Genomic DNA, 21,777 nt, shown 5'->3' on the forward strand with positions numbered 1-21,777 from the left:
TATTCCCATGTCGTTCGCCCTCATCACGTCCGTCCAGGCACCGTCGGTGGGCAGCTCTCGCCGGGCCCTGCGCGACGCCGTGTCGACGCGGATCGCCGAACCCGGGGTGTCGCGCCTGATCGTCGAACCCGACGCGGGCGGCCCCGGTGATGCTCCCGCCGCCGACGCGGCCGCCGCCTCCGACCGCTATCTCGCGCAGGTCATCGCCGCCCTGATGCTGATCGAGCGTCTCGACGTCGAGGTCGCCTACGTCGCCGACCGACCGACACCGGCGACCCGCATCTACGGCCTCCCCCACGGCGACGCGGCGCGGGACCTGGCCCGCACCGGACGGGCACGGGATCTACCGCTGATCCGCGACGACGCCGCGACGGTGCTCGTCGGCGTCGCCCGACACCTCGGCGCCGACGGCGCTCCCCTGCACGGCGAGAGTTACGCCGACGATCATCGGCTTTTCCGCGGCGAGGTGCCCGGGATCCGGATCGAGCCGACGCCGGGCGAGCCGGGACTGCGGGCCCGCCTCGAGCCGTCGGGAATGCGCCGGGTGCTGCGCCGGCAGCGGTGGTATCCGGGTCGGGCGGTACAGACCGGCGGGACGAACATCGTTGTGGAACGCGAGGGTGAGCTCACCGAGCGGGTGGTCAAGCGCTCGACGTACTACCGTCACCACGTGGATCTGAAACTGGTGCTGCCGTCCGGAGAATCGTCATGACCGGCCAGGGCTTCGAGCGGCGACGCACGCCGACGATCACCGAGATCGGCCGGGCGGTCCAGCCCGGGGCGATCTTCCTCGGCCTGATCGCCGTGGCCATCGTCGGCGGATGGTTGTGTGCCACAGCAGGATTCGATCGCGCTTCGGGTAGGGCCACCGCGGGCATGCTGCTGCTGGTGCTGTCCGGCTGGGTGATCTCGCTGTGTCTGCACGAATTCGGGCACGCGGTCACCGCCTACCGATTCGGTGACCGGGACGCCGAACTGCGCGGTTACCTGACCCTCAATCCGCTGCGCTACACCCACCCCGGCCTGTCACTGGGATTGCCGCTGCTGATCATCCTGATGGGCGGCATCGGATTCCCCGGCGGCGCGGTGTATCTGAACGAGCGCGGCTTCACGCGCGCACAGCGCACCCTCGTATCGCTGGCCGGACCGGCGATGAACATAGTGCTGGCGATCATCCTGCTTGCGGTGATCCGGGCGTTCGGGCCGTTCACCGACAGTCCGTTCGGGGTCATCATCACCGACCCGTCCACCATCAACCTGTGGGACGGACTGGCGATGCTGGCGTTCCTGCAGATCACCGCCGCGGTCCTCAACCTCATCCCGATGCCGGGATTCGACGGGTACGGGGCCATCGAGCCGTATCTGTCGCCGCAGACGCGGCAGTCGGCCGCCAAGATCGCACCCTACGGCTTCCTGATCGTCTTCGCGCTGCTGTTCATCCCGGCACTCAACAAGGCCTTCTTCGACGTCATCTTCTGGCTGTTCGAGCTGTCGGGTGTGCCCTCCCAGCTCGCCGGCTGGGGCTGGGAAACCTTCCTGTTCTGGCGCCGCTGACCTCATGTTCCGGCGCCGGCCGCCGCACCCGATCAGACCGGGCGCACCCACGATCGGGTGTTGACGCCGGAGCCGATGTAGCTGCCCTTGCCGCAGTCGGTGGCGGTGAATCCGCTGCCATCGGTCGCCGGACTGGTGCGGTGATAGAAGACCCGGACGCCGGCGGTCTCGCCGGGGTTGCGGCCCAGACCCACGCAGTCGAGTTCGAGGACGGCCCGGACATTGGCCGGGCAGTTGATGGACGCGCCCGCCCAGTAGTTGTAGATCGAGCAGTCGCGCACGGTCGCGGCCTGACCGTCGCCGGCGCCCAGGGTGGCAGCCGTGCCCAGCGCCATACCCGCGATGGCCGTGGTGGTGCAGAGTCGTCGGATGATGCTCATGGGTGATGCCTCTTTTCCGGATCGGGTGGTGAACTCCTACCGGAGGATTCGCGACATACGCGACATTCGTTACCTCGGCAAACGAAACCGCGGCCCTACCACCGCAGTTCGTCGTGGCATTTGTGCTGCTGATCCTCGGGATCCACCTGCACCGTCGCGTGTTCGAGTCCATGACGGGTGAGCACCTGCCGGGCGGCCGAGAGCACCTCGGCGCCCTCCCGCGAGCTCCCGAGATGCACCGTGGCGACGTCCATCCCGGTGGTCAGCGACCACACGTGCAGATCGTGGACGTCGTCGACGCCGGGAATGGCCGCGAGTTCGGACCGTAGCGCATCGACGTCGATGTGCGAGGGAGCCTGCTGGTTGAGGATGCGCAACGCGTCGATGGCCAGCCGCAGTGCGCGCGGCACCACCCAGAGGGCGATGCCGACGGCGACGATGATGTCGGCGTAGCCCCACCCGGTGGTCAGCGCGACGATGCCGGCGACGAGCACGCCCACGCTGCCTACGGCGTCGGCGAGGACCTCGAGGTAGGCACCGCGCACGGCGATGGAGTCGCGGGAATCGTCCCGCAGCAGCAGCATGACCGCGAGGTTCACCGCGAGCCCGATCAGTGCGACGACGATCAACGTCAGACCCGGGACCTGCGGGTCGGAGCCGATCCGCTCGATGGCCTCGTAGAGCACGAACGCCGCGACCCCGATGAGCAGTACCGCGTTGGCGACCGCGGTGAACACCTCGGCCCGGTGCCAGCCGAAGGTCCGGGTGTCGGTGGTCTTGCCGTGCCGCGCGAGCAGTAGTGCGGTCAGCCCCATGAGCAGCGCGACGACGTCGGTCAGCATGTGCCCGGCGTCGGCGATGAGGGCCAGGGAGTCGACGGCGATGCCGACGGTGAGCTCCACGACGAAGTAGGTGCTGATCAGACCGACGGCCACGGCCATCGGCCAGATCCGTCGATGCGTGGCCGAGGCGGCGTCGACGTGACCGTGCGAGTGCGAATGTGAATGTCCCATGACCCAGCCAATATATGCACGAGTTCGCATATATGACAAGAGTTAGGGTCGGCTAAGTGGGTGGCGCGATCGCTCCTGACCCGCGCGGTACGCCCATCGTCACGCGGTTAGCGCAACGACCGCGTAAGTACGCGGACTCCGCGTCGAGCAGCAACAACCGCGCCAACTCCGATGCCCGCCCGGCAACCGACCGCCGACCGCGCGGATCTTCAGCGCAGCGTCGCCACCGCCGACGACCGTCGCAGTCCCGCCACCATCAGCAGATCGACGAGCAGCGACCGAATCTCGGCCAGCAACGCCGTCTCGGCCATGCCACGCTCCTCGGCCAGTTCCATCCGCGCCTTACGGGCGATGGTGCGCAGCACCCGTGCGGCGTCGGCGGCATCGGGCGATTCGCCGGGATCGGCGAGCATCATCTCCCGCAGGATCTCGAACGCATCCGCGAGGTCGCCGACGATCTCGATGAGTTCGGGACGCAGTGGTTCGCCCCGCTGCGTGATGCCCAGCGCACGTCGGGCGATGATGCGGAAGTTGCGGACCCCGTTGTCGATCGGGTCCGCGGTCGCCGAGATTCTCTGGAGTCGCATCCGCGAGCCCCAGTACAGCGGCGAGAGCGTGCTGATCTCCCGGCCACCGCTCATGTCCTGCCGCATCGTGTTGATCGCGCCCTGCGTACCGCGGCCCTTCTCCAACGCGGCGAGCACCAGTTCCTGGTCACCGGCGCGGAGTCCGTCGGCGAGCTGACGGGCGGCATCACGGACCGTGGCGAGCACCCCGGCCGCGTCACGACGCGCTCGGGCCGCCGGGTTGGCCGGCAGCAACGCCCCGACGAGGATGCCGATCAACCCACCGGTGAGCGCGTCGATCGCGCGGTGAAATCCGCCGATCCCCCCGGGCGGCAGCAGCGTGGCGACCAGGACCGCCGACGACGCCGCCTGCATCGGGATCAGCGGCCCGTCGTCGAGGAACACCGCGACCGCCATGGCCAGGGCCACCACGACGACGATTTGCCAACCGCCACTTCCTATTTCGACGATCAGCAGATCGCCGACCAGGATGCCGATGGTGACCCCGGCGACCAGTTCGACCGATCGGCGCCACCGGCGGCCCAGCGACAGACCGAGCGAGATGATCGCGGCGATCGGCGCGAAGAAGGGTTGTGAATGACCCAGGACGTCGAGGGCGAACCACCACGCCACCCCGGCCGCGATCGAACACTGCAGGATCGGTACCGCCGACAGGTAGAGCCGGCGGATCCGCACCCGCAGGAGCCGCGGCAGCGCCTCGTATCCGCCCCGCACCCGCGACGTCAGCGACGTCACCGACGGGTCAGCTCAGCCCGAGGTGATCGACGGCCCTCGGGTCGCTGTCGTTGAGCAGATCGAGGCACCGCAGGTATTCGTCCTCTTCACCGATCGCCTGCGCGGCCCGGGCGAGCGCACCCACACACCGCAGGAATCCCTGATTCGGTTCGTGACTCCACGGCACCGGGCCGAAGCCCTTCCAGCCGTGGCGTCGCAGTTGGTCGAGCCCACGGTGATATCCGGTTCGGGCGTAGGCGTAGGCCTCGATCACCTTGACGGTCTCGGGTTTCTGGGCGCCCTGTGTGGCCAGTGCACGTTCGGCGAGGTAGGCCCACGCGATCGACGCGGTCGGATGCGTTGCCGCCACCTCGGCGGGTTCGGCTCCGTTCAGCAGGTCGGATTCGGCATCGTCATCACCGGTCAGGAGCGTGGGTTGCGGTCCGAGGAGGTCTCCGAAGGAAGTCACCCCACCATTCAATCACCGGACTTCTCGGCGGGACGTCCGGTCGTCTCGATGGCACAATGCCCCGAAGGTCTCCGATGGGCGTTCCTCGCCGCGTCGATCGCGGTCTCCCCAGCGGAGAGATGGCAGATCGATTCGCTAGTGTGAATGGCGCACTTCGTCGAGTCGGGATGTGCTTCGTCGCTCCACTCGGGGCGACGTGAGTCTTTGTGGGTATGTCGAGCCTCGTGTTCGAAGAAGGTGTGGTGATGTCCGATGGCGCAGTCTGACGATCAGAAGTCGGCTGTCACCAGGGCTTTTTCAAAGCTGCGGAAACTGCGTGAGCGTGGCGGCGATGCTGCCGGATCGAGCAGCGCAGCACCGACGCCACCGCGCCCGGCAGGTCCCGCACCTCGACCTCAGCAGGGACCCCAGCAGGCCGTACCGCCCCGTCCGCAGGGCGGCCCCGCGCGCCCCCAGGGTGGTCCGGCGCGAGGACCGCAGGCCGGGCGTCCGGCCGGTGACAGTCCCTCAACGGCGCCGATGCACGCTACGACCGCACCCCTTCCGACCGCCGGAGCCGGACGGAAGCCGTCGGATCAGCAGAGCGCACCGGGTACGAAGCCGGGGCGGGACTCCTCCACCGAGAGCCCGCATCCCCGGCCGCGCGGCGGGCGCGGTATCGATTCGGCGACCAAGGTGATCTCACGCGCCAGCCTCCCCGACACCACGGACCTCGACGACCTCGAGGATGTCGAGGTCTACGGCAGTGGTCCGGAGTCGGTGGATGCGACCGACGCGGCCGCAGCCGATTCGAGCGACACCGTCGAGCGGGAGAGCAGCACCGAGACCGCTGACACCGCTGAATCGGACGGCACCGCTGAATCGGAGGGCACCGCCCAAACCGCGAGTGACGCCGAATCCGCGGTTCAGGCAGAAGTTGAGACCGATGCCCCGGCGCCCGCCGCGGAATCGGCTGCCACCGAGACCGCGCCGAGCGAGACCGACGACGCCGTCGTCGCCGAGGACACCGAGCCCGTCGCCTCCCCCGACGACGCCACAGTGACCGACGAGAGCCCGTCGACCGAAAGCCCGTCCGCCGAGAACGCGGACGACGCAGAATCTGCCGATGCCGATACCGATGCCGACGCAGCCTCGGATGACGCCACCCCGGATGACGACGGTTCCGGTCACGGCACGGCCGTCGCGGCAGGTGTCGCCGCGGGCACCGCAGCCGCAGTCGTTGCCACCACGGATGACGACGACGATGCGACCGAGACCGCCACCACCGATGAATCGGCCCTGGACGCGCCCGCCGAGGACGCCCCGCAGGGCGACGACGTCGCCGAGGCACCGGCACAGGAATCCGAGGAACCCGCCGCCGAGGTCGAGAGCGACGACACCACCCCGAGCAACACCGAAACCGCCACCACCGAGCCCGGTGGGGCGGAGCAGGCCGAGCCGGATCAGGGTGAGCCGGATCAGGGTGAGCCGGTGCCGGCAGACGCCGCAACCGATGCGGATGCGCCCACCGTTGCCGAGACCGAGGCCGGCGACCCCGAGACCGCAGATACCGAGACCGTTGACTCCGACGCCGGATCAGATGCGGTAGCGGAGACGGGATCGGAGACCGAGGCCGGCGTCACCGAGACCGCAGATATCGAGACCGCAGAACCCGAGACCGCAGAACTCGAGACCGCAGAACCCGAGACCGCAGACACCTCGGATGAGGCCGACACCGAGGCAGACTCGGCGATAGCGGAAGATACTGTCGCGGAGGCGGATTCCGACACGGCGGACGACACCGTCACCGAAACCGATTCCGCCACAGCCGAAGATGCGGTCACCGATACCGACATCCCCGACACCGACGCAGCAGAGGCCGCCGTCGCCGAGGCCGCCGAGGATGAGGCGGAGGTCGACGAGCGGGTCGCCGACGAGGTTGATGCGGCAGACGTCGCCGAGACCGAAACCACCGACACCGCAGACGATGTCGCGGGCGACGATGCCGACACCGTCATCCTCAACAAGGCATCGCAGCAATCCGGGGCCCCGCAGCAGGATGAGCAGTCGGCCACCAGGGGCGCCGGTGCAGCGGTCGCCGGTGCAGCCGTGGCCGGGGGTGCCGTGGCCGCAGGTGCGTCCGCCGCCAAGGCCTCCGCCGGATCGGCGACTGCAGGCTGGTCGACGACAGCCCATCAGCCGCAGGTCATTCCGGGTACGCAGGAACCCAAGAAGGCCACGCCCCGGAAGGGCCGCGGTGCACTGCTCGCCGTTCTCGGGATCATCATCGCGCTCGTGGTGATCGCCGGAGGTATCTTCGCCTACTTCCAATTGCGGCCGGTGGCACCGGAAGACGAGGCGGCCGATACCGCCACCACCTTCACCACCGCTCTGTACGAGGGCGATCTCGCGACGCTTCGTGACGTCACCTGTGGCGCGAAGTTGGCCTATTACACCAACATGAACGACGCGGACTGGACGAAGCTCTACCAGACCCAGAAGGCCAAGAACGAGCTGACCAAGGTCGAGTCGGTCAATGCGGTGCGCATCGACGACGGCGGCAACAGTGCGGTCGTCGAGGTCACCGCGCTGAACACGAGCACCCCGGACCAGCCACAGCGGGTTGCCATCAATCTGCAGAAGCAGGGCGATGACTGGAAGGTCTGCGATCCGCAGTGACCGGTGATCGCGCCGCGGGCGATCCGTCCGCGGCAGACCCCGGTCACGAGGCCGCCGAGACGCGCCGGATCGACGGTCGCGGGCGCCACCAGCGGCCCATTCCGCCGCCGGACCGTCCACCGCTGCCGATGGGGACGCGTCCGGCCGCACCCGATGTCCGCGGCCCGATGCCCGGTGCGCATCATGCCGACGCTCTTGCGCGTCCGGTTCCGGGCCCACGTGCCGACGGCCCTGTCCCACCCGGGGCTCCACCCATTCCATCCGCGGCTCCGCCAGCCCCACTCGCGGCTCCAGCCGTCCCGCCCGGGGCCCAGCCCGTTGCACCCGAGGCCCCAGCGGCCCCGCCGCAGGGCCTCCCCGTCCCGGCGGCGGTCATCGCCGGGTCCGACGATCCCACTCCACGACTGCCGCAGCCCAGTGAACCCGCACCGACCGCGTTCCGCGGTCCGCGTGCGCCGGGCTCCCCGCAGGCCGCTGCGCCCGCGCCGCAGATCGCCGAACCACGTCCGGCCGGTCCGCCCGCCGCAGGCCCCCATCCCATCGATCCCCGCGCCGCCGCCGATCCCCGAGCCAACGATCCCCGCGGCACCGATTCCCGCGCCGCTGATCCCCGCCGCCCGGTCCGCGGCCCCCACGACTCGGCCGGTCGCCCGTCGCCGTCCAGGGCCACCTCTGCGTCGCCCGGCCACACGCGCAAGCACCGACCGGATCTGTTGATCATCACGGCGGCCACCGTGATGGTGCTGCTGGCCATCGGAGTCCTGGTCGGGCTTCTCACCCTCTGAGGCCGAGCACCCGTCGCCCCCGACACGCCGACGGCGCCCCGGAATCATCCGGGACGCCGCCGTCGGTCTGTGCCGGGTCCCCTCGGACCCGTCAGGTCATGCGCTAATCGACTTGCCCACCGACTTCAGGTCGGTGCAGGCCTCGACGACGCGCTCACTCATGTTCGCCTCGGCCTTCTTGCTCCACACACGCGGGTCGTAGGTCTTCTTGTTGCCGACCTCGCCGTCGACCTTGAGCACACCGTCGTAGTTCTCAAACATGTGCCCGGCGATGGGTCGCGTGTAGGCGTACTGGGTGTCGGTGTCGACGTTCATCTTGACGACGCCGTAGCTCAGCGCCTCCTCGATCTCGCTCTTGAGCGATCCCGATCCGCCGTGGAAGACGAAGTCGAACGGCTTGGATCCCTCGGCGAGGCCCAACTTCTTGACGACGACCTCCTGACCGGTCTTGAGTACATCGGGACGCAGCTTCACGTTGCCCGGCTTGTAGACGCCGTGGACGTTGCCGAAGGTGGCGGCGAGCAGGTAGTGACCCTTCTCACCGGTTCCCAACGCGTCGACGGTCTTCTCGAAGTCCTCGGGGGTGGTGAACAGCTTGTCGTTGATCTCCGCCTCGACGCCGTCCTCTTCACCGCCGACCACACCGATCTCGCATTCCAGGATGATCTTGGCCGCGGCCGCCTTGGCCAGAAGCTCCTGCGCGATCTCGAGGTTCTCGTCGATCGGCACGGCCGAGCCGTCCCACATGTGCGACTGGAACAGCGGGTTCTTGCCGGCGTCGACGCGTTCCTGGCTGATCGCCAGCAGCGGCCGCACGTAGGTGTCGAGCTTGTCCTTCGGACAGTGGTCGGTGTGCAACGCAATCGTCACGCCGTACTTCGCGGCGACGACGTGCGCGAACTCGGCGAGTGCCACCGCACCGGTCACCATGTCCTTGACGCCGAGCCCGGAACCGAACTCCGCGCCACCGGTCGAGAACTGGATGATGCCGTCGCTGCCGGCGTCGGCGAAACCCTTGATGGCCGAGTTGATCGTCGACGACGACGTGCAGTTGATCGCCGGGAACGCGTAGCCACCCTCCTTCGCCTTGGCGAACATCTCGGCGTACTGCTCTGGGGTTGCTATGGGCATGTCACGTCCTCCAACCGGGTAGGCGTCTTCTCACCGTGTGAGCGGGTCCACTCGGATTCAGTATGTCAAGGTCGAGCCACCGGCGCGCAGCGGCCCGGGATGTCGGCACACGACGGATTCACCAGACACTCATATCCACCCGGTACCCTGAATTTCCGTGACGAACTTCGCGTTGGCCGCAAACACGACAAATCTGGCACTGCTCCCGGGTTTCCTGGATCCCGTCAACCTGCTGAACTCGTTCGGCACATGGATTCTCGCCGGGCTCCTCCTCGTCGTGTTCATCGAGTCGGGCCTGCTGTTTCCGCTGCTTCCGGGTGACTCGCTGCTGTTCACCGCGGGCCTGATCGTGGCCGCCAAGTCCGCCGACATCGAACCCTTCGCACCGCTGTGGGTGCTGTTGGTCACCATTCCGATCGCCGCCTTCCTCGGCGATCAGGTCGGCTATCTCATTGGCAACCGGCTCGGATACTCCCTGTTCAAGCCGAACGCGCGGGTGCTGAAAGAGAAGTACATCATCGAGGCGCACGAGTTCTTCGAGAAGCACGGGCCGATCACCATCGTGCTGGCCCGATTCGTGCCGATCGTGCGCACCTACGCCCCGCTCGTCGCCGGGGCCGCCAAGATGCGCTACTCGATCTTCCTCACCTACAACATCGTCGGTGCCATCGCGTGGGGCGCCGGAGTGACCCTGCTGGGGTATTTCCTCGGCCAGATCGCCTTCATCCGCGACAACGTCGACTACATCTTCCTGCTCATCGTCTTCGTCTCGGTGCTGCCGATCATTTCCGAGGTCGGCAAGCGCGTCCTCCGCGCCCGCCGCGGGATCGTCGAGGAACCCGTCGACGACCGTGCGCCCGAACCGTCACAGGTCCCGCCCGCAGCCTCCTGAGGCGACGCCACGTCGCCCAGGCGACCCGCAGCGGGTTTTGGCCGTCTCACAGGCCGACCAAGTAGCCTGGTGACCCGTGATCGATTCCGCTCTCGCCCAGGCCACGACCACCGCGGTCGCACTGCCGGGCATCCTCGACCCCATCAACGTGCTCAGCTGGTTCGGCGCCTGGGCGTTCTGGGGCCTGCTCCTGGTGATCCTCATCGAGTCCGGGGTGCTGTTTCCGGTCCTGCCCGGTGACTCGCTGCTGTTCGTGGCGGGCATGGTCGTCGCGGCCGGCGGTAAGGAGGGCATCGACAAGTTCGCCTCGCTGTGGCAACTGCTGATCTTCGTGCCCGTCGCCGCGATCATCGGCGGCCAGATCGGCTACTGGATCGGCCGGTTCGTCGGCACCGAGATGTTCCGACCCGACGCCCGATTCCTCAAGGAGCGCTACCTCACCGAGGCCCACGACTTCTTCGAGAAGCACGGCCCGATCACGATCTTCCTGGCCCGGTTCGTGCCCATCGTGCGCACCCTGGCCCCGATCGTGGCGGGTGCCGCGCGGATGAAGTGGACGGTGTTCGCCATCTACAACGTCGTCGGCGCCATCGTCTGGGGTGCCGGCATCGTGCTGCTCGGCTACTGGCTGGGTGGCTTCGAGATCGTGCAGAAGCTCATCGAACCGATCTTCATCCTCATCGTGGTGATCTCGGTGGCCCCGATGCTCATCGAGTGGTACCGCCGACACCGCGCCGCCAAGAAGGGGATCGTCGACGAGGACGTCACGGCCACACCCACGTCGGTCGAGGATCGCGGCACCGGTTCGGTCTGATCGACCCTCGACACCGGCGAGCTACCGTGGGCCCTGAAATCCCATGCCGAGCCCGCTGGTGTGCGGGATGCCCGGCGACGGCACGCCGTGAGCGGGACCGACCGGATCGCTGGGCCGTAGTCCGACGGTGTCGCTGCGCCGCACGAATCCGGCATCGGCACGACGCAATCCCACGATGCGCGGATGGTCACCCCACGCCACCCGATCCCCATGACCCACCCCCTTCCCTGGCAGTCCCTATTGCTTTCAGACTGCGCCGGTCGATGTGGGGTCGTGGGGTCTCGGCCTGCTTGACCCAGGTACGCAACGCCTCCGGTGGCACGCCGAGCTGATCACCGATCCTTTTGAGCGCTCCCGGCCGCGCGTAGCCGGGTCGTTGCGGGCTTCCACCACCATCCGCGTTGCCTGTCCTTCAACGCTGTACTTCCGTGGTGCTGCCATGCTCTCCATCCTTCACAGGTTCGAGAGCCTCCGACAAACCCGGGGCGGTTCAGTCCGGCAACTCACACGGTCAACGCGCCCGCGGGGGTGCGGTCGCTGGAGTAGGCCCACAGCCAGTCGGTGTACTTGTAGCTCGAGGTGTCCCGGGTCCGGAACAGTTCGTTGCGGGCGATGCGGCCCACCCCGTCGAGATGCCAGAGCTCACCCCGCATCCGGCCGGTGGTCAGGATGCGGTTGCAGCGCGGCGCCCGTTCGGCGTTGACCGCGGCCAGGGTGCGGTCCCACGCATCCGAACCACCAAGGGCCAGTTCCTCTTCGGCGTAGTCGGCGATGCACTTGGCGTCCTCGATCGCCATCACCGCGCCGGATGCGAGGTACTGCAGCGGCGGGTGCGCGGCGTCACCGAGCAGGATCATCCGGCCGTCGACCCAGTTCTCGATGGGCTCACGGTCATACATCGGCCACCACCGGTCCCGCCAGAGGTGATCGGTGGCGGAGCGGAGGGTCTCGTGGCAGTGATCGTAGGCGTGCGCGAGCTCTTCGGGCCCGCCCCAATCCTGCTCGCCCGCAAGATATTTGGGAGATTGGAACACCGCGACCTGATTGAGCATGGAGCCGCCGCGCAGCGGGTACTGGATGAAGTGGCAGCGTGGTCCGATGTAGCCGACCACGTCGGTGATGTCGGCACCGGCGGACACCTCGTCCCGCGGGAAGGTGCCACGGTAGGCGACATATCCGGATGCGACGGGTTCGTCGTCGGAGAGCTTGCGGCGCAGACGGGATTTCAGGCCGTCCATCGCCAGCACCACGTCGGCCTCGTGGGCCTGCCCGTCGGCGGTCGAGAGCACCGCCCGGTCACCTTCGGTGACGACGTCGGCGACGGTCTGTCCGGTGAGCAGTTCGGCGCCGGCCGCACGCGCCGCGTCGATGATGAGCGAGTGCAGATCGCTGCGGTGGATGACGAAATACGGTCCGCAGTAACGGTTCCGGAACTCAGTACCGAGATCGATGCGGGTCAGTTCCTCGCTGGTGACGGCGTCGCGGAAGACGATGTTGCCGGGCAGCACGCCGCGTTGCAAGGCGGTGTCGAGCAGACCCCACGAGTCGAGCATGCGTGCTCCGTGCGGGCCGATCTGCAGTCCGGCACCGACCTCACCGAACTCGGCGGCGCGTTCGAAGAGGGTGACCGAGGCACCCTTGCGCGCCATGGCGAGTGCGGCGGCGGCACCGCCGATTCCGCCGCCGGCGATCAGGACCCGGGAGGTTGACAATGACATTTCTGACTCCGATCTGAAGATGAGGATGAGGGAGAACCGGTGACGGACCAGGGTTCACCGACGCTCAGGCGGCGACCGTGGACGGGGCGACGGCGGCCGGCTGCGGGCCACGCACCGCGGAGACCGCGACAAGCACCACCGAGGCGATCAACGCACTGACACCGAAGAGGATGAAGTTGGAGTTCGCGCCGAGCCCCGCGGCGATCAGCCAGCCGCCGATCTGCGGTGCCGCGACGGCACCGATACGTCCGACGCCGAGCGCCCAGCCGAGTGCGGTGCCGCGCAACGGTGTTGGATATGCCGAGGCCACCGCGGCGATGATGAGGCACTGGGTCCCGTGGGTACCCACGCCGGCGAGGACGAAGATCACATAGATCATGGCGGTGGTCGGTCCGGTCACCAGGAACAGCAGAGCACCGCCGGCGACGAGCGCCGCCACCACGGCGGTGCGCACCGCACCGAATCGCGCTCCGGCCCAGGCGGTCACGATCGATCCGAGCACCGCGCCCAGGTTCAGGGCGAGCGCGAAGGTCAGGGCACTGCCGAGATCGGAGCCTGTCGACTGCATCAGTTTGGGCAGCCAGGTCCCCAGTCCGTACCAGGCCAGGAGCGTGAACATGGTGGCGATGGCGAACAGAATGCTCAGGGTGCGATAGCGCTCGCCCAGCAGCACCCGGAATCCGACCGGATGCCCGACGTGATGCACGTGCGCCGCGGGAAAGACGAGCCAGGCCAACGGGACCAGCAGCGCCAGCGGGATGAGGGCGAACAGGAACATCGGCTGCCACCCCCAGGCCGGGATGACCGACATGCCGATGAGCGCGGCCGCCGATCCGCCCAGCGGGACACCCGACATCATCAGGGTGGCCACCGGCGAGCGCCAGCGATCCGGAACGAGTTCGGCGGCAAGGGCGTTGGCCGTCGGCACCAGACCGCCGAGGCCGAGCCCGGCGATCAGTCGCAGGATGCCGAAGGTGACCGGTCCGGGTGCGAACGCGCAGGCGGCGGTGAACGCCGACAGCACGACGGCGCATCCGACGATGGCGTTGCGTCGGCCGATGTGGTCGGAGAGCCGGCCGGCGAGGACAGCGCCGATCATCATGCCGAGGAAGGCGAGGCTGCCGAGGGTTCCGGCGGTCGAAGCACTGATCCCCCATTCCCTCTGCAGGCTGCCGATGACATTGCCGTAGACGATGAGGTCATATCCGTCGAAGACGACGAAGAGCCAGCACGCGGTGACGGTGATGGCGGCGCGACGTGGAGACAGGCCGTGGCGTGCCGCCGCATCACGCGGGACGTGGGTGCTGTGCGGTGAAGCGGTCATGACGATCACGGTGATGGACACCACAACCCCGTCGCAATATTGTTCTGCTATGCAGAAACGCGTGATCGAGCGGCCGTCGTACGTCATCACCTCCGTCGACAGTGCCCTGCGCCTGGTCGTGCTGCTCCGTGACGTGGGCGCGGTGCGATTGTCGGATGCGGCCGCCGAGCTCGGGGTGGCCAACTCCACCGCCCACCGACTCCTCGCGATGCTGGTGTACCGCGGTTTCGCCGTGCAGGACGAGCATCGCGTCTATCACCCCGGACCGGCACTCGGAGCCGGACCGGCACGACGCGGCTAGACCCGCGACCTCACCGATCGCGCGCGGCCCTACCTCGAGGCGCTGACCGCCCAGACCGGCGAGACCTCCAACCTGGTGATCCGGGTCGGCACCCAGGCGAGATTCCTCTACTCGGCCGAATCCGCCACCATCCTGAGGGTCGGCGATCGGCAGGGCCAGGTGCTCGACGCACACCGCACCGCGGGCGGGCGGGCTCTGCTCGCCGAACTCGACGAGGCGGTGCTCACCCATCTCTACCTGCTGCCCGATGGTCAACAGCGGCGCGACGACGCCGATCCCCGACTGCCGGCCGACGAGTTCGCCGCGTTCAGCGCGTCGCTGCGCACGATCCGCGACTCCGGCGTTGGCATCAACCTGCAACTGTCGGAGAACGGGGTGTCGGCCTTCGGCATGGCCATCCACAATCACCGCGGTCTGACCCTCGGCGCGATCACCGTCGCCGTCCCGTCCACCCGCTACGAGCAGCACGCCCGCGGGCCGCTGATCGGACAGATGCGGAGGTGTGTGCACGAGATCGAGGTCGACGTCGCCGACCTCGAACCCTGACCGCCGGCGCCCACTCCGTTTCTGCTGTACAGAAACTTCGGGATCTTCACCTCGCCCTCCCCCTACCGTCGAGAGCAGTGATCCATCCCATAGCCAGACGGAGAACGCGATGACCACCACCACCCCCAGCGGGACCGACACCGCCCCCGACGAGGACGCGGCCCTCGACGCCCTGTATTCCGACTTCAACGCCGCCAACCTGATCCCGCTGTGGACCCAGATCGGCGACCTGATGCCGATGTCGCCCGCGCCCCAGGCGATCCCCTACGTCTGGCGATGGGCCGAGCTCCTGCCCCTGGCCGAGCAGGCCGGCAAGCTGGTGCCCGTCGGCCGCGGCGGCGAGCGCCGCGCGATCGCGCTGGCCAACCCCGGTCTGGGTGGACGCCCGTACGTCAGCCCGACCCTGTGGGCCGCGATCCAGTACCTCGGACCGCGCGAGACCGCACCGGAGCATCGGCACAGCCAGAACGCCTTCCGCTTCGTCGTCGAGGGCGAGGGCGTGTGGACCGTCGTCAACGGTGACCCGGTCGCGATGCGCCGCGGCGACTTCCTGCTGACCCCTGGCTGGAACTTCCACGGCCACCACAACGAGACCGACCAGCCGATGGCCTGGATCGACGGCCTGGACATCCCGTTCAGCTACTACGCCGACACCGGCTTCTTCGAATTCGGTTCCGACGGCGTCACCGACGAGTCGATGCCCGAGGTCTCGCGGTCCGAACGCCTGTGGTGCCACCCCGGCCTGCTCCGCTGGTCGGGCTCGACGCCAAGGTCAGCTCGCCGATCGCGTGCTACCGCTGGGAGTACACCGACGCCGCGCTGCGCGAGCAGCTCGAGCTGGAGACCGAGGGCTACGCCTCGACCACCGAACCCGGCCATGCCGCCGTCCGCTACACCAACCCGACCACCGGCGGCGATGTCATGCCGACCATCCGCGCCGAGTTCCACCGCCTGCGCGCCGGCGCCCAGACCGCCACCCGCCGCGACGTCGGCTCCACCGTCTTCCAGGTGTTCGATGGCGAGGGCGAGGTCACCATCGGCGACGACCGCCGCGAACTGTCCACCGGCGACCTCGTGGTCATCCCCTCCTGGGTGCCCTGGTCACTGGCCACCGATCCCGGCATCGACCTGTTCACCTTCTCCGACGCCCCGATCATGGAGCGCCTGCACTTCGATCGCTCGCAGATCCAGAAGTACCCCCCCGCTGGTCGATTTGTCGAGATCTAGACCACACCACGCGACAATCTGCCGGAACTCGGCCACCACGAAAAGGAGCCCACCCGATGAAACTCACCACCCTCCGCCTTGCCGGCACCACTACCGCCGCCCGCGTCGACGAGACCACCGCGACCGTGATCGACGGCTATGCCGACCTGGGAGCCCTTCTTGCCCAAGACAACTGGCGCGACATCGCCGAGGACGCCCACGGCACCACCGTCGCCCTCGATGACGCCGACTACGCCCCGGTGATCCCCCGCCCCGGCAAGATGTTCTGCGTCGGTCTGAACTACGCCTCGCACATCAAGGAGATGGGCCGCGACCTGCCGGAGTACCCCACCCTGTTCCTCAAGGTCGCCGATGCCCTCACGGGACCGTACGACGACGTGGTCGTCCCCGAATACGCTGCCTCACAGCTCGATTGGGAGGCCGAGCTCGCCGTCGTCATCGGCAAGCAGGCCTACCAGGTCAGCGCCGCTTCGGCGGCCGACCACATCGCCGGCTTTTCGGTCATCAACGACTACACGATGCGTGACTACCAGTACCGCACCCTGCAGTGGGATCAGGGCAAGAACTTCGAGAAGACCAGCGGTTTCGGGCCGTGGCTCGACACCGACTACGAGCTCGGCAGCCGCATCGAGACCCGCCTCGAGGGCGAGGTCATGCAGGAGTCGACCACCGATGACCTGGTGTTCAAGCCCGCCGAACTCGTCGAGTACATCTCGCACATCGTGACCCTCAACCCGGGCGACGTCATCATCACCGGCACCACCGGCGGCGTCGGCCACGCCCGCAAGCCGGCCCGCTACATCGGCGACGGCCAGACCGTCGAGGTCACCGTCGAGGGCCTCGGAACCGTCCGGAACAAGACCATTGTCAAGTAACGTCAGCGCGGTGAGTACCGACATCGCGGGCTTCCACCAGCTCCCCCTCGACGAGCAACTGGCCATCGCCCGCAACGGAACCGCGTACTTCGTGCAGCACCTGGCACGCGTCTCCGACGACGAGCTCGCCGGGCCGTCACTGCTGCCCGGCTGGTCACGCAAACATCTCGTCGCGCACGTCGGCTACAACGCCGCCGCCCTGTGCAACCTGATGATCTGGGCCGCGACCGGAGTCGAGACACCGATGTATTCCTCGGCCACACAACGCAACACCGAGATCGAGGAGGGATCGACGTTGGGTGCGCAGCCCTTGCGCAACCTCGTCGATCACACCGCGGCACGCCTCGACGAGGCGTGGCGTCGGCTGCCCACCGAGAAGTGGGAGGCACAGGTCAAGACTATCCAGGGTCGCACGGTTCCGGCCGCGGAGACCGCGTGGATGCGCACCCGGGAGGTTTGGATCCACACCATCGATCTCGGCGCGGGTGGCTCCTTCGCCGACTTCCCCGAGGCCGTGCTGCTCGACCTGTTCGGCGACATCGTCGGCGCATGGGCTCGCAAGGGCAGCGGTGCGCAACTCCGGCTGATCACGCCGGCCGGCATCACCGACGTCGACCCGGATTTCGCCGGTGAGCGCATCGAGGTGCGCGGCGAGTTGTCGGCCGTCGTCGGCTGGATGGCCGGGCGCACCACCGTCGGTGCGCAGAACTCCGGTGTGCAGACCTCCGCGGAAGTGACTGCGCCGCACTGGCTGTGAGCCGCCGACGCCGAGCCGGCCAAACTGCGAAAAGTGGGGGAGGAACGTTCCTCCCCCACTCTTTGCGTTCTGCGGCAGAAACTCCTCGGGAGCGAACGGACAAGTGGGGGAAGAAATCTCTTCCCCCACTTTCGCCCAGAGTTGCCGACGACGAGCCGCCCGCTACCCCGCCAGCGCCGCGGCGAGGTTGATCCGCAACCAGCCGCCATCGGCGCCACTCTGATCGAGCGGGTAGCCGGCCGGAATCGCGGTGCGACGCAGGATGTCCAGCCGCTGCGCGTCGGTCAGGTTCGGGTAGCGGCCACGCAGGAGCGCGGCGGCCTGCGCCGGGATCGCATTGGCCTGATTCGGGTTGATCCGCGCGAAGCCCCAGGTCATCTGCTCATCGGCTTCTGCGACGGCAGCGGTGTCGCTCAGATACGGCGTGTCCGCGGCGACGGCCTGCGCCACCGAGGTGCCGAGCGCGGCGGACAGCTGGGTACGCAACTGGACACCGGCACTGTCGACGAGCCTCGCGAACGCCGGGTCGGCCAGTCGCTCGGCGGCGACGGCCAGTCCCATGATCCGCCCGCCCATCACGTCGAGCGGGTAGTGCACACCGAGAACCATTCGGCCATAGCCGATCTCGCCGGAACGCGCGAGAATCTGCGGTCCGAGCTCGGGCAGCCAGTAGGCCAGCAGCGCACCCATCAAGTAGCCCTGGCTGGTGTGGCCCGACGGATACGACCCGTTGCCCGCGAGTGCGGGGTACAGATCCGAACCCGGCCGGTTGTAGCGCTTGATCTGAGTCGGCGCAACGACGAAGGGCCGTGGGTTGTTGTAGTACTGCTTCTCGATCAGGGTGGTCTGCAACGGAATCCCGGCCCGCGCGGTGTCACCCTCCACCAGCTGTGCCACCTCGGGGATCCGACCCTCGGTGAGCAGTTGCCGGAAGGTGGCACCGACCTTGGCGCCCAACGCCTCCGACAGCGACACGATGCGGTCGTCGTAGTTGATCGCCAACGCGTCGGCCTGCTGCACCGGGGTGGCGTCGTTGTTGATGGCGATGACCTTCGACAGGTTCTGCCGGATGATCTCGGGATGGTCGGCCTTGACCGATGCGAAGCCGTCGAGGATCGGGATGTAGGTTCCGCCGGGCGGGACGTCCGAGGCGAACGGGCCGACGAGCTGTGCGGTGGAGAAACCCGCCGGCGGAGCCACCGGAGCAGGTGCAGCCTGCGCGGTACCCGCGCCGACGAGGGCGAGGACGGCGACCAACGAGACCAGGACAGTACGGAGACGCATCGACAGCGACGGGACATGCATGGGAAACACTCTCGCGCATGCCCATACGCCCGGGCAAGAGGGGCCGGTGCCAGGTGGGCAGAATCGCGATCGGCGTAGAGGTCCGTTCACCTGATGTTCGCTCTCCGGCAAGTCCGGCCGGATCACTCATCCTCGAGATCGATGTCCCCCGCCTCGACGCGCCGCCGGATCTCGTCGGTCTTCTCGATGGCCGCGCCGATCTCCTCTGCCATCACGTGCGCGGCCGATTGCCAGGAGACCGCGCGAAACCGGTCGAGAGCCGCCTCGAACCCCGGTTTCGTCGCGTCGCCGTGCTAGAGCCGCCCACGCATCCGAACCGTCGACGGACTCTCGGTCCGACCGGCTAGATCCTCAAGCGCGAGATCCGCATCTGAGGTCCGCCATCACCACGCCTGCCCGAGATCGGCGTGCTGCCGAATCCACGCGTGCATCGCAATGCCCGCCGCCACACCGGCATTGATGCTGCGGGTGGACCCGAACTGGGCGATCGACACCGTCAGGTCGGCCCGGGATAGTGCATCGGCGCTCACCCCGGGGCCCTCCTGCCCGAACAGCAGGATGCAGTCCCGGGGCAGATCCGCGGTCTCGAGCGGCACCGCGCCGGGTGTGTTGTCGACGGCGACGATCGCCAGGCCACGCTCCCGAGCCCAGGTGATGAGGTCGGTGACGGTGTCGTGATGTTCGAGACGCTGATAGCGGTCGGTCACCATGGCGCCCCGGCGATTCCAGCGTCGCCGTCCGACGATGTGCACCGCGGCGGCGGCAAACGCGTTGGCGGTGCGCACCACCGTGCCGATGTTGGCGTCGTGGGCGAAGTTCTCGATCGCGACGTGGAACGGGTGGCGGCGGGCGTCGATGTCGGCGACGATCGCCTCGCGCGTCCAATAGCGGTAGGCGTCAACCACATTGCGGGTGTCGCCGTCGGCGAGCAGTTCCGGGTCGTAGCGGGGATCGTCGGGGACCGGGCCGTCGTGTTCGGCCGACCAGGGACCCACCCCGACGGGTGGGGTCGACGCCGACTGCCATTCGGTGGGGCCGGGCGCCGCCGGACCCGACGCCGTTTCCGGTGTCACCGACCTCAGGCGAGGCCGAGGTCGGCCAGGCTGAGCAGTGAACGGTAGGGCACACCCAACGCCTCGATGACGGCGTCGGCGCCGGTCGCGCGGTCGACGACGGTCGCCACGCCGACCACGATCGCGCCGGCTTCGCGGGCGGCCTCGACGGCCGTCGACGGTGACGCGCCGGTCGTGGAGGTGTCCTCGACGACGAGTACCCGCTTGCCGACGATGTCGGGTCCCTCGATGCGGCGCTGCATACCGTGCGCCTTGGCGGCCTTGCGGACGACGAACGCGTCGATGGCGCGACCCGGGGCGTGCATGATCGCGGTGGCCACCGGATCGGCACCTAGCGTCAGCCCGCCGACCGCGTCGAAGTCCCAGTCGGCGGTCAGCTGCCGCATCAGGGTGCCGATCAGCAGGGACGCCTGATGATGCAGGGTCGCCCGGCGGAGGTCGACGTAGTAGTCGGCTTCCTTACCCGATGACAGCGTCACCCGCCCGTGGACCACCGACAGTTCGGTGACCAGGGCGGCGAGAACGTCACGGTCGGCGGCGTCGACGGTGGGCTGGGGGGTGGGCGCAGACACGGGCGAACTCACTCTCTTGCTGAACTGATCGGGTCGCGGCCGGAGATCACTGGCGCCGGTGGCGGTTGCGCCGCACCGGCATCTCGCTGGGGCCGGTGCGTGTGGCCCGCGGCGCGATGCGGGTCTCGGGTGCGGGCGGCTCGTCGTCGAAGTCGACGTCGTCCTCAACGGGACCGGAGCCGGTGGGACCGGAGCCGGTGGGATCGAAGCCGGGATCGACGTCGCGCCGGGCCCGACGCGGGGCCGGCTGGCGTTCGGCCGGACCGCCGCGACGCGCCCCGCCGGGACGCTTGCTCAGCAGGGTGGGCGGCGCCGCCCCGTCGGTGCCGTCGTCGCGGGCCGCGGCCTCGAGTCGGGCGCGGCGATTCTTGTCCCGCATGTGGTCGGTCTTCTCATCGGCCAGTTCGGCACGCGTCGGCCCGTGCGGATCCCGCGGGTCCGGCGCATCCTGCGGCTCCCGCAGCGGCGGCAGCACCCGCAGCAGATCGGCGAATCGGCGCACGACCTCCAGGGCGGTGTCCAGTTCGGCGGGGTCATCGGTCAGCGGGATCGAACCCAGCGCCCAGTTGCCCTCATTCCACAGCACCTCGACGTAGGTGGGTGCCTTGGTGGCCAGCGCCACCATGCGACGGTCGCAGACGCGGCGCGCGGCGTCGAGATTGTTGGAGAACATCACCCGCGATCCCATCGCGCCGAGCAGTTCGACGTCGTCCTCGGCGGGCGCGAGGACATCCTCGTGGCGCAGGTCGACGACCACGCTCGACGGTGTGGACCGCCGGACGGCGATCACCGTCGCGGTCTCGGCGAGGTCGAACACCACCGCCTCGGCGCCGCCGTAGTGCCCGTAGGCCACGTTCTGGACCGCGATGTGATCGGGGACGTTCATGGTCGCGCGCCGGAACACCGTCCGCAGTTTGGAGTCGGATTCACGGAACTTGAAGTCGTGCTCGTCGCCCCAGATGGCGCGCTGATGCCGCGTCACCGAGGAACGCCGGCGATCCAGCCACAGCAGAAACACCGCTCCGGCCAGTGCGATGGCGGCGATCACGAAGTAGACGATGGTGGTCATCGCGCTACAGAGT

General features: G+C 68.5%; 20 protein-coding genes and 2 pseudogenes. 10 read left to right on the forward strand and 12 right to left on the reverse strand.

All coding sequences use genetic code 11. The features are described 5' to 3' along the window. Positions 1 to 7 precede the first annotated feature (7 nt). Together ACWETB_RS17430 and ACWETB_RS17435 are read left to right on the forward strand one after the other, a co-directional pair. The gene (locus ACWETB_RS17430) at positions 8 to 712 is read left to right on the forward strand and encodes a hypothetical protein (protein WP_449741680.1); all 705 of its coding nucleotides are present in this window, start codon (positions 8 to 10) and stop codon (positions 710 to 712) included. Next, positions 709 to 1,554: a site-2 protease family protein gene (locus tag ACWETB_RS17435; RefSeq protein ID WP_449741681.1), complete on the forward strand. Its 846-nt coding sequence runs from the start codon at positions 709 to 711 to the stop codon at positions 1,552 to 1,554. Before ACWETB_RS17430 ends, ACWETB_RS17435 begins: the two co-directional genes overlap by 4 nt. A gap of 32 nt (positions 1,555 to 1,586) precedes the next feature. Here the strand turns inward: ACWETB_RS17435 and ACWETB_RS17440 are convergent, their stop codons facing one another. From ACWETB_RS17440 to ACWETB_RS17455, 4 genes are all read right to left on the reverse strand, one after another. Continuing rightward, positions 1,587 to 1,934 carry a hypothetical protein gene (locus tag ACWETB_RS17440; RefSeq protein WP_452212501.1) on the reverse strand — a complete coding sequence of 116 codons (348 nt, stop codon included), beginning with the start codon at positions 1,932 to 1,934 and terminating at the stop codon, positions 1,587 to 1,589. 95 nt (positions 1,935 to 2,029) lie between these two features. Continuing rightward, positions 2,030 to 2,947, reverse strand: a complete 918-nt coding sequence (locus tag ACWETB_RS17445) for a cation diffusion facilitator family transporter (protein WP_452212503.1) — start codon at positions 2,945 to 2,947, stop codon at positions 2,030 to 2,032. A 209-nt stretch (positions 2,948 to 3,156) separates the two neighbouring features. After that, complete coding sequence (locus ACWETB_RS17450; protein WP_452212561.1) at positions 3,157 to 4,260, reverse strand: FUSC family protein; 1,104 nt, start codon at positions 4,258 to 4,260, stop codon at positions 3,157 to 3,159. Between the two features lie 16 nt (positions 4,261 to 4,276). Further along, complete coding sequence (locus tag ACWETB_RS17455) at positions 4,277 to 4,717, reverse strand: DUF3151 domain-containing protein (RefSeq protein WP_449741684.1); 441 nt, start codon at positions 4,715 to 4,717, stop codon at positions 4,277 to 4,279. A 519-nt stretch (positions 4,718 to 5,236) separates the two neighbouring features. On the opposite strand from ACWETB_RS17455, the gene ACWETB_RS17460 reads away from it, so the two are divergent. Together ACWETB_RS17460 and ACWETB_RS17465 are read left to right on the forward strand one after the other, a co-directional pair. Further along, positions 5,237 to 7,375 (forward strand): Rv0361 family membrane protein, encoded by a 2,139-nt coding sequence (locus tag ACWETB_RS17460; protein ID WP_452212505.1) that lies wholly within the window; start codon positions 5,237 to 5,239, stop codon positions 7,373 to 7,375. Beyond that, positions 7,372 to 8,160: a hypothetical protein gene (locus ACWETB_RS17465; protein ID WP_449741686.1), complete on the forward strand. Its 789-nt coding sequence runs from the start codon at positions 7,372 to 7,374 to the stop codon at positions 8,158 to 8,160. The genes ACWETB_RS17460 and ACWETB_RS17465 overlap by 4 nt, the downstream gene beginning before the upstream one ends. Positions 8,161 to 8,256: 96 nt before the next feature. Here the strand turns inward: ACWETB_RS17465 and fbaA are convergent, their stop codons facing one another. Continuing rightward, positions 8,257 to 9,291 carry a class II fructose-bisphosphate aldolase gene (gene fbaA / locus ACWETB_RS17470; protein WP_348807086.1) on the reverse strand — a complete coding sequence of 345 codons (1,035 nt, stop codon included), beginning with the start codon at positions 9,289 to 9,291 and terminating at the stop codon, positions 8,257 to 8,259. A gap of 157 nt (positions 9,292 to 9,448) precedes the next feature. Here fbaA and ACWETB_RS17475 point away from each other — a divergent pair, with 157 nt between their 5' ends. Both ACWETB_RS17475 and ACWETB_RS17480 read left to right on the forward strand, forming a co-directional pair. Then, the gene (locus ACWETB_RS17475) at positions 9,449 to 10,183 is read left to right on the forward strand and encodes a VTT domain-containing protein (RefSeq protein ID WP_449741687.1); all 735 of its coding nucleotides are present in this window, start codon (positions 9,449 to 9,451) and stop codon (positions 10,181 to 10,183) included. 76 nt (positions 10,184 to 10,259) lie between these two features. Beyond that, positions 10,260 to 10,997, forward strand: a complete 738-nt coding sequence (locus ACWETB_RS17480) for a DedA family protein (protein WP_449741688.1) — start codon at positions 10,260 to 10,262, stop codon at positions 10,995 to 10,997. A gap of 21 nt (positions 10,998 to 11,018) precedes the next feature. Here the strand turns inward: ACWETB_RS17480 and ACWETB_RS17485 are convergent, their stop codons facing one another. From ACWETB_RS17485 to ACWETB_RS17495, 3 genes are all read right to left on the reverse strand, one after another. After that, complete coding sequence (locus tag ACWETB_RS17485; protein ID WP_449741689.1) at positions 11,019 to 11,216, reverse strand: hypothetical protein; 198 nt, start codon at positions 11,214 to 11,216, stop codon at positions 11,019 to 11,021. Between the two features lie 284 nt (positions 11,217 to 11,500). Then, the gene (locus ACWETB_RS17490) at positions 11,501 to 12,715 is read right to left on the reverse strand and encodes an FAD-dependent monooxygenase (RefSeq protein WP_452212508.1); all 1,215 of its coding nucleotides are present in this window, start codon (positions 12,713 to 12,715) and stop codon (positions 11,501 to 11,503) included. Between the two features lie 64 nt (positions 12,716 to 12,779). Then, entirely contained in the window at positions 12,780 to 14,039 is a 1,260-nt protein-coding gene (locus ACWETB_RS17495) for an MFS transporter (protein WP_452212510.1), read from the reverse strand. A gap of 49 nt (positions 14,040 to 14,088) precedes the next feature. Here ACWETB_RS17495 and ACWETB_RS17500 point away from each other — a divergent pair. The 4 genes and pseudogenes from ACWETB_RS17500 to ACWETB_RS17515 all read left to right on the forward strand — a co-directional run bounded on the left by ACWETB_RS17500 (position 14,089) and on the right by ACWETB_RS17515 (position 17,745). Continuing rightward, positions 14,089 to 14,886, forward strand: a pseudogene (locus tag ACWETB_RS17500) (IclR family transcriptional regulator). A 109-nt stretch (positions 14,887 to 14,995) separates the two neighbouring features. Then, positions 14,996 to 16,113: pseudogene (locus ACWETB_RS17505) on the forward strand (cupin domain-containing protein). Between the two features lie 56 nt (positions 16,114 to 16,169). Then, positions 16,170 to 16,988, forward strand: a complete 819-nt coding sequence (locus ACWETB_RS17510; protein WP_449741692.1) for a fumarylacetoacetate hydrolase family protein — start codon at positions 16,170 to 16,172, stop codon at positions 16,986 to 16,988. A gap of 10 nt (positions 16,989 to 16,998) precedes the next feature. Further along, a complete protein-coding gene (locus tag ACWETB_RS17515) occupies positions 16,999 to 17,745 on the forward strand; it encodes a maleylpyruvate isomerase family mycothiol-dependent enzyme (protein WP_452212513.1) in 747 nt (248 codons plus the stop codon). 162 nt (positions 17,746 to 17,907) lie between these two features. On the opposite strand, the gene ACWETB_RS17520 is transcribed toward ACWETB_RS17515, so the two are convergent. From ACWETB_RS17520 to ACWETB_RS17535, 4 genes are all read right to left on the reverse strand, one after another. After that, a complete protein-coding gene (locus ACWETB_RS17520) occupies positions 17,908 to 19,050 on the reverse strand; it encodes an acid phosphatase (RefSeq protein ID WP_452212515.1) in 1,143 nt (380 codons plus the stop codon). Positions 19,051 to 19,433: 383 nt separating this feature from the next. Beyond that, entirely contained in the window at positions 19,434 to 20,123 is a 690-nt protein-coding gene (locus ACWETB_RS17525; RefSeq protein ID WP_449741695.1) for a TrmH family RNA methyltransferase, read from the reverse strand. A gap of 5 nt (positions 20,124 to 20,128) precedes the next feature. After that, a complete protein-coding gene (pyrE, locus tag ACWETB_RS17530) occupies positions 20,129 to 20,695 on the reverse strand; it encodes an orotate phosphoribosyltransferase (RefSeq protein WP_452212517.1) in 567 nt (188 codons plus the stop codon). Between the two features lie 46 nt (positions 20,696 to 20,741). After that, positions 20,742 to 21,764, reverse strand: coding sequence for a hypothetical protein (locus tag ACWETB_RS17535; RefSeq protein ID WP_449741697.1), 1,023 nt, complete (start codon positions 21,762 to 21,764; stop codon positions 20,742 to 20,744). Positions 21,765 to 21,777 lie beyond the last annotated feature (13 nt).

The sequence above is a fragment of the Gordonia sp. NPDC003950 genome (assembly GCF_053605205.1).

Bases quoted from the DNA above. Each gene is read 5' to 3' on its own strand.
- ACWETB_RS17430 (WP_449741680.1), top strand. From the start codon at position 8: ATGTCGTTCGCCCTCATCACGTCCGTCCAGGCACCGTCGGTGGGCAGC.
- fbaA (WP_348807086.1), bottom strand. From the start codon at position 9,291: ATGCCCATAGCAACCCCAGAGCAGTACGCCGAGATGTTCGCCAAGGCG.
- ACWETB_RS17440 (WP_452212501.1), bottom strand. From the start codon at position 1,934: ATGAGCATCATCCGACGACTCTGCACCACCACGGCCATCGCGGGTATG.
- ACWETB_RS17435 (WP_449741681.1), top strand. From the start codon at position 709: ATGACCGGCCAGGGCTTCGAGCGGCGACGCACGCCGACGATCACCGAG.
- ACWETB_RS17445 (WP_452212503.1), bottom strand. From the start codon at position 2,947: ATGGGACATTCACATTCGCACTCGCACGGTCACGTCGACGCCGCCTCG.
- ACWETB_RS17510 (WP_449741692.1), top strand. From the start codon at position 16,170: ATGAAACTCACCACCCTCCGCCTTGCCGGCACCACTACCGCCGCCCGC.
- ACWETB_RS17460 (WP_452212505.1), top strand. From the start codon at position 5,237: ATGCACGCTACGACCGCACCCCTTCCGACCGCCGGAGCCGGACGGAAG.
- ACWETB_RS17495 (WP_452212510.1), bottom strand. From the start codon at position 14,039: ATGACCGCTTCACCGCACAGCACCCACGTCCCGCGTGATGCGGCGGCA.
- ACWETB_RS17490 (WP_452212508.1), bottom strand. From the start codon at position 12,715: ATGTCATTGTCAACCTCCCGGGTCCTGATCGCCGGCGGCGGAATCGGC.
- ACWETB_RS17535 (WP_449741697.1), bottom strand. From the start codon at position 21,764: ATGACCACCATCGTCTACTTCGTGATCGCCGCCATCGCACTGGCCGGA.
- ACWETB_RS17520 (WP_452212515.1), bottom strand. From the start codon at position 19,050: ATGCATGTCCCGTCGCTGTCGATGCGTCTCCGTACTGTCCTGGTCTCG.